The organism is Pantoea ananatis LMG 2665, from assembly GCF_000710035.2.
GTDB classification, from domain to species: domain Bacteria; phylum Pseudomonadota; class Gammaproteobacteria; order Enterobacterales; family Enterobacteriaceae; genus Pantoea; species Pantoea ananatis.
In genome coordinates this window covers 338930-352011 of record NZ_JMJJ01000006.1, presented here as the reverse complement: position 1 = coordinate 352011, position 13082 = coordinate 338930, and the positions used below count along the sequence as shown (strand labels likewise).

Genomic DNA, 13082 nt, shown 5'->3' with positions numbered 1-13082 from the left:
AACTGTGTTATCATCCGCGCACTATTTTGAATGCAGTCTGGAGTGTCTGGAATGAAAGTTACTCTGCCCGCGTTCGGCCAGGCCTCGGTGCTGGTCGTTGGCGATGTCATGTTGGATCGTTACTGGTACGGCCCCACCAGCCGTATTTCGCCTGAAGCGCCGGTGCCGGTGGTCAAGGTGGAAACCGTTGAAGAACGCCCAGGCGGCGCCGCTAACGTGGCAATGAACATTGCTGCGCTGGGGGCGGGTTCCCGTCTGATCGGACTGACCGGGGAAGACGATGCGGCTCAGGTACTGAGTAAAACGCTGAAGGATGTTCGTGTTGACTGCGATTTTGTCACCTTAAAAAGCCATCCCACCATTACCAAACTGCGCGTCCTCTCTCGCAACCAACAGCTCATCCGTCTGGACTTCGAAGAGGGATTTGAGCAGGTGGACGCCGCCCCGATGCACGAAAAAATGCGCCAGTCACTGTCCCGTAGCGGTGCGGTGGTGCTGTCGGATTACGGCAAAGGCGCACTGGACAGCGTTCAGCAGATGATCGCGCTGGCACGCGAGGCGAATGTACCGGTGTTAATCGATCCGAAAGGCACGGATTTTGCGCGCTACCGCGGGGCGACGCTGCTGACGCCCAACCTGTCTGAGTTCGAAGCCGTGGTGGGCAAATGCAAGACAGAGAATGAGATTGTGGAACGTGGCATGAAGCTGATCGCCGACTGCGACCTTTCCGCCCTGCTGGTCACGCGGTCTGAAAACGGCATGTCGCTGCTGCAGCCGGGTAAAGCGCCCCTGCATTTGCCGACCCAGGCGCAGGAAGTGTTTGACGTGACCGGCGCCGGGGATACCGTCATTGGCGTGCTGGCCGCTGCCTTAGCCGCAGGGGATTCGCTGGAAGAAGCCTGCTTCCTGGCTAACGCCGCTGCAGGCGTGGTGGTTGGGAAGTTGGGGACATCAACCGTCAGCATCGTGGAGCTGGAAAACGCCATTCGTGCGCGTCCAGAGCGCGGTTTTGGCATCATGACTGAATCCGAGCTGAAAGAGGCCGTCGCCATGGCGCGTCAGCGCGGCGAAAAAGTGGTGATGACCAACGGCGTCTTCGACATTCTGCATGCCGGCCATGTTTCCTACCTTGCCAACGCGCGCAAGCTGGGCGATCGCCTGATTGTCGCGGTAAACAGCGATGCGTCCACCAAACGCCTCAAAGGCGACAGCCGTCCGGTGAACCCGCAGGAAAACCGTATGATCGTGCTGGGTGCGCTGGAAGCGGTGGACTGGGTCGTGCTGTTTGAAGAAGACACGCCACAGCGCTTAATCGCCAGCGTATTGCCCGATCTGTTGGTAAAAGGCGGGGATTACAAACCGGAAGATATCGCGGGCAGCCAGGAAGTCTGGGCCAATGGCGGTGACGTGCGGGTGCTGAACTTTGAAGATGGCATCTCGACCACCAATATCATCAAAACCATTCGCGGCGACTGAGTCATGGCGGCGGGAGCCCGGGCTCCCGCCCGCCCTTTATTTAGCCGGTTTGTCAGCAGGATGTGCGGCTGGCACGATGGCCGGTGCCGGGCCAGGTGTGCTGGTGGCAGCGGGCGCGGCAGACGCTGAACTCTTGCTTTCCAGCTGAGCGAGACGCTGTTCCAGCGCCGCCAGTTTTTCACGCGTACGCAGTAAAACCTGAGTCTGGACATCAAACTCTTCACGGTTGACCAGATCCATGCGGGTCATTTGTGCCTGCAGCGTCTGCCGGATTTTCTTCTCGACATCATCGCCAAATTCACGAACTCCCTTCGGCAGCGCGTCATGAACCTGACGGGCCATTTGTTCAATTTTTTTCGTGTCGATCATGATGGTTTCCTGGTTACGGGTTGCTATGGCAGCATTGTACCAACGCTAGAGTCACTTAAGTGTAATGCCTGAATTGAAAAGGTTAAACCTGAAATCCTTAGCGCAAAAAATGCTAAAGCAATAATGGCTTTGTGGATTGCCGCCCCGAATAGGAAGCGTTATAGTTAAAACGCTTATTCTCAGGGCGGGGCGAAATTCCCCACCGGCGGTAAATCAGCCCAGGCTGACAGCCCGCGAGCGCTTCACTGTGATGGTGAAGGTCAGCAGATCCGGTGAAATTCCGGGGCCGACGGTTAAAGTCCGGATGGGAGAGGGTAACGACATCTGTCAGGCATTATGTCTGTTTTGCGTCATTGCTACGTCTATACACGGCGTCACTCCTAAGCTTGCCCTGATTCTGGTAACCCAATACATTTAAAAGGTTTTATTACCATGAATCAGACTCTACTTTCTGAATTTGGCACGCCGAAACAGCGTGTAGAACGTGCTATCGCCGCACTCCGTGAAGGACGCGGTGTGATGGTGCTCGACGATGAAGATCGTGAAAACGAAGGCGATATGATTTTCGCTGCCGAAACCATGACCGTCGAGCAGATGGCTCTCACCATTCGCCACGGCAGCGGTATCGTATGCCTCTGCCTGACCGAAGAACGCCGCCAGCAGCTGGCATTACCGATGATGGTGGAAAACAACACCAGCGCCTATGGCACAGGGTTTACCGTGACCATCGAAGCGGCGAAGGGCGTCACCACCGGCGTATCCGCGCAGGATCGCATCACAACCATTCGCACGGCGATTGCCGATAACGCCAAACCCGAAGATCTGAACCGTCCGGGCCACGTTTTTCCCCTGCGTGCCCATGATGGTGGTGTTCTGACCCGCGGCGGTCATACTGAAGCGACCATCGATCTGGTCACGCTGGCGGGCTTTAAACCTGCAGGCGTCCTGTGTGAACTGACCAACGACGACGGCTCTATGGCGCATGCGCCTGAAGTGATCCTGTTCGCTAAACAGCATGCGATGCCGGTCGTGACGATCGAAGATCTGGTTGCCTATCGTCGCGAGCACGAAACGCGTCAGGCCAGCTAAGCGGCTTACTGTCAGGCCAGAAATACTGGCCTGATTGCTTTACCTCTTCCCCCATCCATCCTGCTTATCTGACCCATCTCTTTCGTTCAAATTTCCTGACAGAGAACATCATGCTTATCCGCGTGATAACCCCTGCAAACAGCGTATCGTAGTGCTCATAGAGTGAACACATTAAGGATCGCTATGAGCCAGTTACGTATGCCAGCACTGTTTTTGGGACACGGCAGCCCGATGAATGCGTTAGAAGAAAACCGTTACACCGAAGCCTGGCGTAAAGCCGGTGCCACGCTGCCACGACCGCGGGCCATCCTGGCCATTTCGGCTCACTGGTATACCCAGGGAACGGCGGTCACAGCGATGGAAAACCCGCGCACCATTCATGACTTTGGCGGTTTTCCGCAGGCGCTTTTTGATACCCGCTATCCCGCACCGGGTTCGCCTGAACTGGCAAATGAAATTGCTGAGATTTTATCGCCCGTGCCGGTTCATCAGGATCATGCATGGGGATTCGATCACGGCTCGTGGGGCGTACTCATTAAAATGTATCCTGAGGCGGATATTCCGGTAGTCCAGCTTAGTATCGACAGCGGCAAGCCTGCGGCCTGGCATTTTGAAATAGGGCAAAAACTGTCTGCCTTGCGCGATCGCGGCGTGATGATCGTCGCCAGCGGCAATGTGGTACACAACCTGCGTAAGGTGCTGTGGGGCGGCGGAAACGCTTATGACTGGGCGACCGGATTTAACGACTATGTGCGCGATAATCTGGCGGTTCAGGCTGAGGCGGATGCACATCCGTTGGTGAATTTTATGCAGCATCCGGATGCGGCGTTATCCAATCCCACGCCGGAGCACTTCCTGCCGTTGCTGTACGTGCTGGGGTCCCGTCAGCCAGGTGAGGCCGTAACCGTCCCTGTTGAAGGTATGGAAATGGGCGCAATCAGTATGCTGTCGGTACAGGTCGGCTAGCGGGAAACCAGGCCAGCGTGCTGGCCTGGAGGAAAGCGCTACTCGATAAACGCGTGCGGATAGAAACGCGAAAGATCCTGGGTGATCAGGTCGCGATCTTCGCGCAGGCCGATGCCCGCAGGCTGATCGTCAATCAACCAGCTACCAATCAGGGTATAGCTGTCGCCAAATTTCGGCAGCGGATGGAACTGCTGGACGATCATGCCTTCTTCGCCGTAAGGACCGTCCACACGGGCGATCTCTTTGCCGTTTTCCACAATACGAATGTTGGCCCCTTCGCGCGAGAACAGCGGCTTAACCACGTATTTCTCCATCGGTGGCACATCGTCTTCGGCAAACCAGGCGGGCAACAGGTTAGGGTGATTGGGGAACATCTCCCACAGCAGCGGCAGCAACGCTTTGTTTGACAGGATGCTCTTCCATGCCGGCTCCAGCCAGCGTACGCCCGCATCGGCCAGCTTGGTAGAAAACATCTCGCGCAGCATGAATTCCCACGGATAAAGCTTAAACAGATTACTGATGACCTGATCCTGGGCGTCAGTAAACTGGCCCTTTTCCCCCAGCCCTATCTCATCAATGTAGAGAAATTCGCTCGGCAGTCCGGCTTCCGTGGCGCAGTCCTGCAAGTATTGCACCGTCCCACGATCTTCATCGGTATCACGACAGCAGGCGAAATGCAGCCAGTTAAACCCCTGTTGCTGATGAAGCACCGTAAAGCGTTCAATGAGTTTCTCTTGCAGGCTGTTGAATTGATCGCTGCCCTGCGGCAGCTGACCGGCATTGAGCTGGTCTTCGAGCCACAGCCACTGGAAAAACGCCGCCTCATACAGCGACGTCGGCGTGTCGGCGTTGTTCTCCAGCAGTTTGGCATCGCTTTTGCCGTCCCATGCGAGGTCGAGACGCGAATAAAGCGAGGGCTGACGCTGTTGCCATGAATCACGCACGAAGTCCCAGGTATGCTTAGGAATGCGAAATTTGGTGAGCAGCGCTTCGCTGTTCACCACTTTTTCCACGACCTGCAGGCACATCTGATGAAGCTCGGCGGTGACGTCCTCAAGATAATCAATCTGCGCCAGCGTGAACTGATAGTAAGCCTCTTCACACCAGTAGGGCTCACCGTGCATGGTGTGAAAACGAAAACCAAACTCCGTGGCTTTTTCCCGCCAGCCCGGGCGCTCTGAAATCGCGATGCGTTGCATAAGCGGGGTTAGCCTCCCAGCGAACGGCTGGAGGTGCCGGACGCGCTGCTGCTACGCTGCATGCTGTTTTGCTTCGCGACCGTTTCACCAAAGCCACCCCGCGTAATCGTTGAGGTGGTGGTCGGTTTAGGCGCCATGGCGGTTTTAGGAACCGTCATGGTTTTACCGGAGGTGGCGTTACCATAGTTACGGCCGGACGCATCAACGAACTGACCGTTAGCCGGGCTGTTTGGCGTTTTAGGTGAGAACAGCGGCTGCTGCGCAAAACCCGCGCCGCCGCCCATCATGCGGCCCATCATATAGCCCGCCATCAGCGGCATCCAGAAGCTGCCGCTTTGCTGCGACTCGGCATTAGTGCTGCCCACGCCAGCCTGTGCAGGCGCCTGCTGACACTGGTTTTCACCAAATTCTGCCACGCAGTCTTCACGTGTGGCGTATTTCGGTGCGGTGCGTTCCGCTTCCTTTTTGGCGTTGTTAAACGCGGTGGTGCATTGCGCACTCTGGCCGGGATTGGCTTTCGTACAATCATCGGCGTTCTGATAGAGCGAGACGGTTTCGTCGTTTTGTTCACAGCCTGCCAGCATAAATACCGCTGATACAGCGATAGCAACAGGCGTTAAGTGTCTTGCTTGCCAGCTCTTACGAAAGGCGGCATAGCGGATCGTTTTAGTCCGTTTCATTATAAATATCCTGTGCCCAAAGGTAGCGCATAGAATAGGGGATGAGTGGCGAGAAATGAAGCTAACGGCCAGGCAGGACGGGGATCTTTACTTAGTTATACGTTTTTAAGAGAAGCGGGCCGCAAAGCGGCCCGCAGGGCGATCAGTTAGCGAAAGGGTTACGGCTGCTTTTATGGGCGGCCGGGCGCACTGGCGCCGTCGCGGTTTCAGAAGAACTCGCGATGTGATCTTCACCCAGTACCTGCTGAACGTTCTGGGGCTGAACGGTTTCCGGTGAGGTGGAGATCTCTTTGCCTAACTGGCTGTTGAGAATGCCCAGACTCTGCTCGTTCAGCGTGCCCAGCGCATAGCTGATATTTAGCTGATTAATCAGATAGCTGTAACGTGCATCGGACAACTGCTGTTTCGCGTTATACAGGGTTGAGGTGGCGTTCAACACGTCAACGATGGTACGCGTACCGACCTGATAACCGGCTTCCATGGCGTCTAATGAACTCTGCGCAGAGACCACGGCTTGCTTGTACGCCGCAATGCTGCTCGCGGACGCATTCACGTTGTTGTAAGAAGAACGGACCGTCTGAACCGCAGAGCGGTGAGCCGCCTCCAGCTGTTCGCTGGCGCTGACAAAGTTATATTGCGCCTGCTTCACCTGTGAGGTCACGCTGCCACCGCTGTAAAGCGGAAGCGTGAAGCTCAGGCCGACTTTACTGTTTCCTGTAATCGAGTCTGTTGAGTTTGCACTCTGTTCAGCGCGGCTTCCGCCGTATTTGCTGTTAGACAGACCGGTAGACGCGGTCAGATCGAGCGTTGGCAGGTGGCCTGATTCCGCAGAACGAATCTGTTCACGAGCTAAATCCTGATTTAGGCGGGCAGAAAGCAGATTAAGGTTACGGCTTTCTGCCTGCTTGAGCAGCGCGTTAACGTCATCAGGTTTGGTGGTTTTAAAGCGATCGATGTTCAGTGAGGCCAGTGCCAGATAGTCCATGCCGGTGATCTGACGCAGAGACTCCACCGAGTTATCCAGATTGTTACGCGCCGTGACTTCATTGGCCAGCACGCTGTCATACTGGGCGCGGGCGTTCTGCACGTCGGTAATGGCCACCAGGCCCACGTTAAAGCGTTGAGTGGTTTGATCCAGCTCGCGGTAGATGGACATCTTCTGTGCTTCGACGTAAGAAAGCGTATCAATGGCTTTCAGCACGTTGAAATAGGCCGTCGCGGTATTCAGAATCAAATCCTGCTGGGCAACCTGATAGGTGACGTCCTGAATACCTGCGGTTTTTTCCTGCAGGGTCAGCGCGCGCCATTTTGACATGTCGAAAATGGTTTGCGTCAATTGCAGTGTGCCACTGGTCGTGTTGGAATGAATACCGCTACTATCACGATAGCCATTTGCATAGCTGTAATCTGCACCCAAACCCAGTTGTGGTAATAAAGGGCTGCGCGCTTCGTTGATTTTCTCAAACGCAGCATCGCGAGTGGCAGCGGAGCTCCGCAGGTCCGGGTTGCTTAAACGCGCTTGTTGGTAAACCTGAAGCAGGTTTTCTGCCTGACTGGCGACGCTGAAACCGCCCAGGCTCAGCCCAATAAATAATGGGAGCAGTTTTTTCATTTGCATTCCTTTTGTTGCAGCAAATCGCAATGATAGTGCCGCCGGTAAGCCAAAAATTATCGCAGATTCTAGCAGAGGGCAACTGTGAGATAAGGTGGCTGAACGTGCCATATTTGCGTGTTTCAGGTAAATAACTCTGTAATGACTGTTTAGATAGTGCCCGGGCTTGTGTTTTATCTGTGTCATCCCAATCTGCAAAAGGAACCAAACGATGAAGGACAATAAAACATCACCTGTGACTTTCACAAAAAATGATGTAGAAATTATTGCACGTGAAACGGCCTACGACGGTTTTTTTTCCATCGTTCGCTACCGTTTTCGCCATCGTCTGTTTAAAGGCGGCATGAGCGGAGAAGTGACGCGTGAAGTTTTTGAGCGCGGCCATGCTGCCGTCCTGCTACCTTATGATCCCATCCGTGATGAAGTGGTGCTGATTGAGCAGATCCGCATTCCGGCCTTCGACTGCAGCCCCACGCCCTGGCTGCTGGAAATGATTGCGGGCATTATTGAACCCGGTGAAACTCCGGAACAGGTGGGACGCCGTGAAGCATCAGAAGAAGCCGGTCTGACCGTTGGCCGGGTGAAGCCCGTGTTGAACTATCTTGCCAGCCCGGGCGGCACCAGCGAACGTTTATCAGTTATGGTGGGAGAAGTGGATGCCGGCCTGGCAACAGGATGCCATGGCCTGGAGGAAGAGAATGAGGATATTCTTGTGCATGTCGTAAGCCGTGAACAGGCTTACCACTGGGTGGAACAGGGGATTATTGATAACGCGGCATCTGTCATCACCTTGCAATGGCTGGCACTGCACCATAAAGAACTTCGAGAAGAGTGGACGCAAAAATGAAACAGCGCTATATCCCTGATTTCCCCGAGATGATGCGGCTGTGCGAAACCAATTTCGCCCAGTTACGCCGTCTGCTCCCGCGCGATGACGAGGCAGGCGCATCGGTTAGCTATCAGGTGAGCGGCGCCCGCTATCAGTTAACAATAGAAGAATCAACACGTTACACTACTCTGGTTGAAATTCGCCAGACGGCACCGGCGGTGAGTTACTGGAGCCTGCCTTCCATGTCTGTCAGGCTGTATCATGACGCCATGGTCGCTGAAGTGTGTTCAACACAGCAGATCTATCGGTTTAAAGCGCGTTATGATTACCCGAATAAAAAGATGAATCAGCGTGATGAAAAGCATCAAATCAATCAGTTCCTCGCTGACTGGTTACGCTACTGTCTGACGCATGGCGCCATGGCAGTACCGGCTTGCTGATACGTATAATGCATTGAACGGCGTAGAGACGAAGGAAACGCTTTGGATAGCCTGCTAACTCTTCCTGCGGCAACAGAATCTGGGGTGCGGATTCTGCAAGTGACGGACACGCATTTGTTCGCAGGAAAACACGAATCGCTGCTGGGAGTGAATACCTGGTCGAGTTATGACGCCGTGCTGGATGCGATCATCGCACAACAGCGCGACTATGATCTCATTGTGGCCACCGGCGATCTCTCTCAGGATCACTCGGTCGAAGCCTATCAGCATTTTGTTGAGGGCATTTCGCGCCTGCCAAAACCCTGCGTCTGGCTGCCGGGTAATCATGATTTCCAGCCCGCAATGGTGGATACGCTGGCCAGAGCCGGCATCAACGCGCACAAGCATGTGCTGGTGGGCGAACACTGGCAGGTCGTGCTGCTGGACAGTCAGGTCTTCGGCGTGCCTCATGGCATGTTAAGCGACTATCAGCTCGACTGGCTTGATAACGCCCTCGCGCGCTTTCCCCTGCGTCATACGCTGGTGCTGCTGCACCACCATCCGCTTGCTTCAGGCTGCACCTGGCTTGATCAACACAGTTTGCGCAATCCCCATCAGCTTGATGCCGTGTTACAGCACTATCCGCTGGCAAAGACACTGGTGTGCGGCCATATCCATCAGGAAATGGATGTGGAGTGGCACGGTCGCCGCGTGCTGGCCACGCCTTCCACCTGCGTGCAGTTCAAACCGCACTGCACCAGCTTTACCATTGATACCCTTGCGCCAGGCTGGCGCTGGTTTACGCTGCACAATGACGGTCAGCTTGATACAGAAGTGAACCGGCTCAGCACTCAGGCGTTTTGCCCCGATCTTGATGCCGAAGGATACTGACGGATGAAGGCGCTGCTTTACCTGCACGGCTTTAACAGCTCCCCGCGCTCAGCGAAAGCGACGCTGTTCAAACAGTGGCTGAGTCACAATCATCCCGACATAGAGATGATTGTGCCGCAGCTTCCCACTTTTCCGGCCGAGGCCGCGGCGATGCTGGAAGACATCGTGTTAAGTCACAGCGGGCGTGAAATGGGCCTGGTGGGCTCCTCGCTGGGCGGTTACTACGCGACGTGGCTGTCCCAGTGCTTTATGTTGCCTGCAGTGGTCGTCAACCCTGCCGTGCGGCCGTTCGAGTTGCTGGTGGATTTTTTAGGGGAGAATCAGAATCCCTACACCGGTCAGCAATATGTGTTAGAGTCTCGCCACATTTACGATCTGAAAGTGATGCAGATTGAACCGCTGGAAGCACCTGATTTGTTGTGGTTGCTGCAACAAACCGGCGATGAAGTGCTCGATTACCGCCAGGCGCTCGACTACTACAGCGCGTGCCGTCATACGGTGGAAGAGGGCGGAAATCATGCATTTACTGGATTCGAACGCCATTTCCCGCAAATTCTGGACTTTCTGGGCCTGAATCACGCTTGAGTAACGCGGAAATCGCAACCATTTTCTTCTTCTAATCAGACAGTTACCATGAGTCAATCAAGCTATAATGCGGGTGACATTGAGGTCCTGACTGGCCTTGAGCCGGTTCGCCGTCGCCCGGGAATGTATACCGATACGACGCGCCCTAACCACTTGGGTCAGGAAGTGATTGATAACAGTGTCGATGAGGCACTGGCGGGCCATGCCAGGCGCGTAGAAGTGATTTTACATGCCGATCAGTCGTTAGAAGTGACTGACGACGGACGCGGCATGCCGGTGGATATCCATCCGGAAGAAGGCGTCCCGGCCGTTGAGCTCATCCTGTGCCGGCTGCACGCGGGGGGGAAATTCTCTAATAAAAACTACCAGTTTTCCGGTGGCCTGCACGGCGTCGGCATTTCGGTGGTCAATGCCCTCTCTAAACGTGTTGAGGTCAACGTGCGGCGTAATGGTGAGATCTACAGTATCGCCTTCGAAAACGGTGAAAAAGTGCAGGATCTGACCGTCACGGGCACGGTTGCGAAGCGCAACACCGGCACCAGCGTCCATTTCTGGCCGGATGAGCACTTCTTTGACAGCCCGCGCTTCTCGGTGTCCCGCTTATCACACCTGCTTAAGGCGAAAGCCGTGCTGTGTCCAGGGGTGGAAATTGTCTTCAAAGACAAGCTGAACAATACCGAACAGCGCTGGTGCTACGAAGATGGTCTGACGGATTACCTGTGCGAAGCCGTCAACGGCCTGCCAACCCTGCCAGAGAAGCCCTTCGTCGGAACCTTTGCCGGTGATATCGAAGCGGTGGACTGGGCATTACTGTGGCTGCCGGAAGGCGGTGAGCTGCTGACCGAAAGCTATGTGAACCTGATTCCCACCATGCAGGGCGGTACCCATGTCAACGGTCTGCGTCAGGGATTGCTGGATGCCATGCGTGAGTTTTGTGAATACCGCAATATTCTGCCGCGCGGCGTCAAACTGTCCGCAGAGGATATCTGGGATCGCTGCGCCTATGTGCTGTCAGTGAAAATGCAGGATCCGCAGTTTGCAGGCCAGACAAAAGAGCGTTTATCCTCGCGCCAGTGCGCCGCCTTTGTGTCTGCCGTAGTAAAAGATGCCTTTAGCCTGTGGCTGAATCAGAACGTGCAGGCGGCAGAACAGCTGGCGGAGCTGGCGATCTCCAGCGCCCAGCGCCGTATGCGCGCAGCCAAAAAAGTGGTGCGTAAAAAACTGACCAGCGGCCCGGCACTACCAGGTAAGCTGGCAGACTGCACCGCGCAGGATCTGAATAAAACCGAACTCTTCCTGGTGGAAGGGGATTCGGCGGGCGGATCGGCCAAGCAGGCGCGCGATCGCGAATATCAGGCGATCATGCCGCTTAAAGGTAAGATCCTCAATACGTGGGAAGTCTCGTCCGATGAAGTGCTGGCCTCGCAGGAGGTGCACGATATTTCGGTGGCGATCGGTATCGATCCCGATAGCGAAGATCTCTCACAGCTGCGCTACGGCAAAATCTGTATCCTTGCTGATGCGGACTCGGATGGGCTGCACATCGCCACATTGCTGTGTGCGCTGTTTGTGAAGCACTTCCGCACCCTGGTAAAAAATGGCCACGTCTATGTCGCCATGCCGCCGCTGTATCGCATCGATCTGGGCAAAGAAGTGTATTACGCGCTGGATGAAGACGAGAAAGAGGGCGTACTGGAGCAGTTGAAGCGCAAGAAGGGCAAGCCAAACGTGCAGCGCTTTAAAGGGCTGGGTGAAATGAACCCGCTGCAGCTGCGCGAAACCACGCTCGATCCCAACACGCGCCGTCTGGTGCAGCTCACCGTCAGTGACGATGACATTGAACAGACTTTGCGGGTAATGGATATGCTGCTGGCGAAAAAGCGATCCGAAGATCGTCGTAACTGGCTGCAGGAAAAAGGCGATAAAGCGGATATTGAAGTGTAATCCGCAGCCTGATGGAAAAAGCCCCTGAACGGGGCTTTTTTTGTGCGTGTTCCGCCAGGATTATTTACCCGGCTCCAGCACCAGAATTTTCACGTCAGTCACATAGTCTTTAATCGCCGTACGATGGGCTTCCATATGCGGCATCTGCTGATGCTGATCAAGATGGCGCAGGGTTTCCCACTGCTCCAGCATAAAAATCGAATCAGGTGAATTGTGTTTCCAGGGCACCTGCGCCTGGTGATCGACCAGAGGGCTGTACTGATGGCAGCCTTCTTCTTCCAGCACGGTAGGGATCACCTGGTGAAACGCATCCAGTACTTTCTGGCGACAGCCTGGCTTAACACAAATTTCAGCAACGACGGTTAACATTCACGTTTCCTCTTTCTGGGTGAACATCTATTTAAGCAAAAATCTCGCGGAGGTGCGTGCGATAACGTGCAATATCACGTGGAACATCCGGCTGTTTCATCACGTCGTTGCAGATAAAGGTCGGCAATGCTTCCATGCCCAGGAACTGATTCGCCTTATGGAAATGCAGATAAAGTCCGTCAACGCCCACGCCTTCAAAGAACTGCTCAGGGTCGGTAAAGGCCTCCAGTGGTGCGTTCCAGGTCAGGGACAGCATATATTTTTTGCCCTGAATCAGTCCGCCTGAGCCATATTTTTTTGCGCCGTCGGCACGGGTGCGGCCATCGCTGGCATACAGCTTACCGTGGCCGTCGGTGAAAACCTCATCGATGTAACGTTTCACGGTCCAGGGTTCACCCATCCACCAGCCCGGCATTTGATAAATCACCACGTCACTGTCGAGATATTTTTGCACCTCATCGGCCACAACATACGCGTGGTCGGCAACGGTGATCGTGACCTCATGGCCCAGATCACGCAGCTGGCTGGCGGCCACCTCGGTCAGCGTATGATTCAGCTCGCCTTTCGAATGGGCGAAGGTTTTACCGCCATCGATAATTAAAATGTTACTCATTAAGCTTGTCTCCCGTATGCGTCAATGGGGGGTAGCTTAGG

Annotated in this window: 14 protein-coding genes and 1 riboswitch; of the genes, 8 read left to right on the top strand and 6 right to left on the bottom strand. The window is 55.0% G+C overall.

The window, feature by feature from the left end; genetic code table 11:
* Positions 1 to 51: 51 nt before the first annotated feature.
* Complete coding sequence (gene hldE, locus EL29_RS15125) at positions 52 to 1476, top strand: bifunctional D-glycero-beta-D-manno-heptose-7-phosphate kinase/D-glycero-beta-D-manno-heptose 1-phosphate adenylyltransferase HldE (RefSeq protein ID WP_014605027.1); 1425 nt, start codon at positions 52 to 54, stop codon at positions 1474 to 1476.
* A gap of 36 nt (positions 1477 to 1512) precedes the next feature.
* On the opposite strand, the gene ubiK is transcribed toward hldE, so the two are convergent.
* Positions 1513 to 1845 (bottom strand): ubiquinone biosynthesis accessory factor UbiK, encoded by a 333-nt coding sequence (ubiK, locus tag EL29_RS15120; protein WP_013027248.1) that lies wholly within the window; start codon positions 1843 to 1845, stop codon positions 1513 to 1515.
* 171 nt (positions 1846 to 2016) lie between these two features.
* A riboswitch (FMN riboswitch) is annotated at positions 2017 to 2165 on the top strand.
* Positions 2166 to 2277: 112 nt separating this feature from the next.
* Between ubiK and ribB the strand changes: the two genes are divergently transcribed.
* Both ribB and ygiD read left to right on the top strand, forming a co-directional pair.
* A complete protein-coding gene (gene ribB, locus EL29_RS15115) occupies positions 2278 to 2934 on the top strand; it encodes a 3,4-dihydroxy-2-butanone-4-phosphate synthase (RefSeq protein ID WP_013027247.1) in 657 nt (218 codons plus the stop codon).
* A 183-nt stretch (positions 2935 to 3117) separates the two neighbouring features.
* Complete coding sequence (gene ygiD, locus EL29_RS15110) at positions 3118 to 3900, top strand: 4,5-DOPA-extradiol-dioxygenase (protein ID WP_019104845.1); 783 nt, start codon at positions 3118 to 3120, stop codon at positions 3898 to 3900.
* Between the two features lie 38 nt (positions 3901 to 3938).
* Here ygiD and EL29_RS15105 read toward each other — a convergent pair whose 3' ends face one another.
* The 3 genes from EL29_RS15105 to tolC form a co-directional block, all read right to left on the bottom strand.
* Positions 3939 to 5099: a glutathionylspermidine synthase family protein gene (locus EL29_RS15105; protein ID WP_014594637.1), complete on the bottom strand. Its 1161-nt coding sequence runs from the start codon at positions 5097 to 5099 to the stop codon at positions 3939 to 3941.
* A gap of 8 nt (positions 5100 to 5107) precedes the next feature.
* Positions 5108 to 5779, bottom strand: coding sequence for a DUF1190 family protein (locus EL29_RS15100; protein WP_013027244.1), 672 nt, complete (start codon positions 5777 to 5779; stop codon positions 5108 to 5110).
* A gap of 142 nt (positions 5780 to 5921) precedes the next feature.
* Positions 5922 to 7391 (bottom strand): outer membrane channel protein TolC, encoded by a 1470-nt coding sequence (tolC, locus tag EL29_RS15095; protein ID WP_014605030.1) that lies wholly within the window; start codon positions 7389 to 7391, stop codon positions 5922 to 5924.
* Between the two features lie 211 nt (positions 7392 to 7602).
* On the opposite strand from tolC, the gene nudF reads away from it, so the two are divergent.
* Genes nudF through parE form a run of 5 tightly spaced genes read left to right on the top strand, consistent with a single transcriptional unit; the run spans position 7603 to position 12059 of the window.
* A complete protein-coding gene (nudF, locus tag EL29_RS15090) occupies positions 7603 to 8238 on the top strand; it encodes an ADP-ribose diphosphatase (protein ID WP_028715811.1) in 636 nt (211 codons plus the stop codon).
* Positions 8235 to 8660 (top strand): DUF1249 family protein, encoded by a 426-nt coding sequence (locus EL29_RS15085; RefSeq protein ID WP_014605031.1) that lies wholly within the window; start codon positions 8235 to 8237, stop codon positions 8658 to 8660. The genes nudF and EL29_RS15085 overlap by 4 nt, the downstream gene beginning before the upstream one ends.
* Positions 8661 to 8702: 42 nt before the next feature.
* Positions 8703 to 9530 (top strand): 3',5'-cyclic-AMP phosphodiesterase, encoded by an 828-nt coding sequence (cpdA, locus tag EL29_RS15080; RefSeq protein ID WP_028715810.1) that lies wholly within the window; start codon positions 8703 to 8705, stop codon positions 9528 to 9530.
* A gap of 3 nt (positions 9531 to 9533) precedes the next feature.
* Entirely contained in the window at positions 9534 to 10115 is a 582-nt protein-coding gene (yqiA, locus tag EL29_RS15075) for an esterase YqiA (protein ID WP_013027239.1), read from the top strand.
* Between the two features lie 48 nt (positions 10116 to 10163).
* Positions 10164 to 12059 (top strand): DNA topoisomerase IV subunit B, encoded by a 1896-nt coding sequence (gene parE / locus EL29_RS15070; protein ID WP_014594634.1) that lies wholly within the window; start codon positions 10164 to 10166, stop codon positions 12057 to 12059.
* 60 nt (positions 12060 to 12119) lie between these two features.
* Here the strand turns inward: parE and EL29_RS15065 are convergent, their stop codons facing one another.
* Positions 12120 to 12428, bottom strand: coding sequence for a putative quinol monooxygenase (locus tag EL29_RS15065; RefSeq protein WP_013027237.1), 309 nt, complete (start codon positions 12426 to 12428; stop codon positions 12120 to 12122).
* Positions 12429 to 12459: 31 nt separating this feature from the next.
* Positions 12460 to 13041: an NAD(P)H-dependent oxidoreductase gene (locus EL29_RS15060; protein ID WP_015699497.1), complete on the bottom strand. Its 582-nt coding sequence runs from the start codon at positions 13039 to 13041 to the stop codon at positions 12460 to 12462.
* Positions 13042 to 13082 lie beyond the last annotated feature (41 nt).

Excerpts from the sequence above, each read along its gene's own strand:
- hldE (WP_014605027.1), top strand. The coding sequence starts at position 52 with ATGAAAGTTACTCTGCCCGCGTTCGGCCAGGCCTCGGTGCTGGTCGTT.
- ubiK (WP_013027248.1), bottom strand. The coding sequence starts at position 1,845 with ATGATCGACACGAAAAAAATTGAACAAATGGCCCGTCAGGTTCATGAC.
- ribB (WP_013027247.1), top strand. The coding sequence starts at position 2,278 with ATGAATCAGACTCTACTTTCTGAATTTGGCACGCCGAAACAGCGTGTA.
- ygiD (WP_019104845.1), top strand. The coding sequence starts at position 3,118 with ATGAGCCAGTTACGTATGCCAGCACTGTTTTTGGGACACGGCAGCCCG.
- EL29_RS15105 (WP_014594637.1), bottom strand. The coding sequence starts at position 5,099 with ATGCAACGCATCGCGATTTCAGAGCGCCCGGGCTGGCGGGAAAAAGCC.
- EL29_RS15100 (WP_013027244.1), bottom strand. The coding sequence starts at position 5,779 with ATGAAACGGACTAAAACGATCCGCTATGCCGCCTTTCGTAAGAGCTGG.
- tolC (WP_014605030.1), bottom strand. The coding sequence starts at position 7,391 with ATGAAAAAACTGCTCCCATTATTTATTGGGCTGAGCCTGGGCGGTTTC.
- nudF (WP_028715811.1), top strand. The coding sequence starts at position 7,603 with ATGAAGGACAATAAAACATCACCTGTGACTTTCACAAAAAATGATGTA.
- EL29_RS15085 (WP_014605031.1), top strand. The coding sequence starts at position 8,235 with ATGAAACAGCGCTATATCCCTGATTTCCCCGAGATGATGCGGCTGTGC.
- yqiA (WP_013027239.1), top strand. The coding sequence starts at position 9,534 with ATGAAGGCGCTGCTTTACCTGCACGGCTTTAACAGCTCCCCGCGCTCA.
- parE (WP_014594634.1), top strand. The coding sequence starts at position 10,164 with ATGAGTCAATCAAGCTATAATGCGGGTGACATTGAGGTCCTGACTGGC.
- EL29_RS15065 (WP_013027237.1), bottom strand. The coding sequence starts at position 12,428 with ATGTTAACCGTCGTTGCTGAAATTTGTGTTAAGCCAGGCTGTCGCCAG.
- EL29_RS15060 (WP_015699497.1), bottom strand. The coding sequence starts at position 13,041 with ATGAGTAACATTTTAATTATCGATGGCGGTAAAACCTTCGCCCATTCG.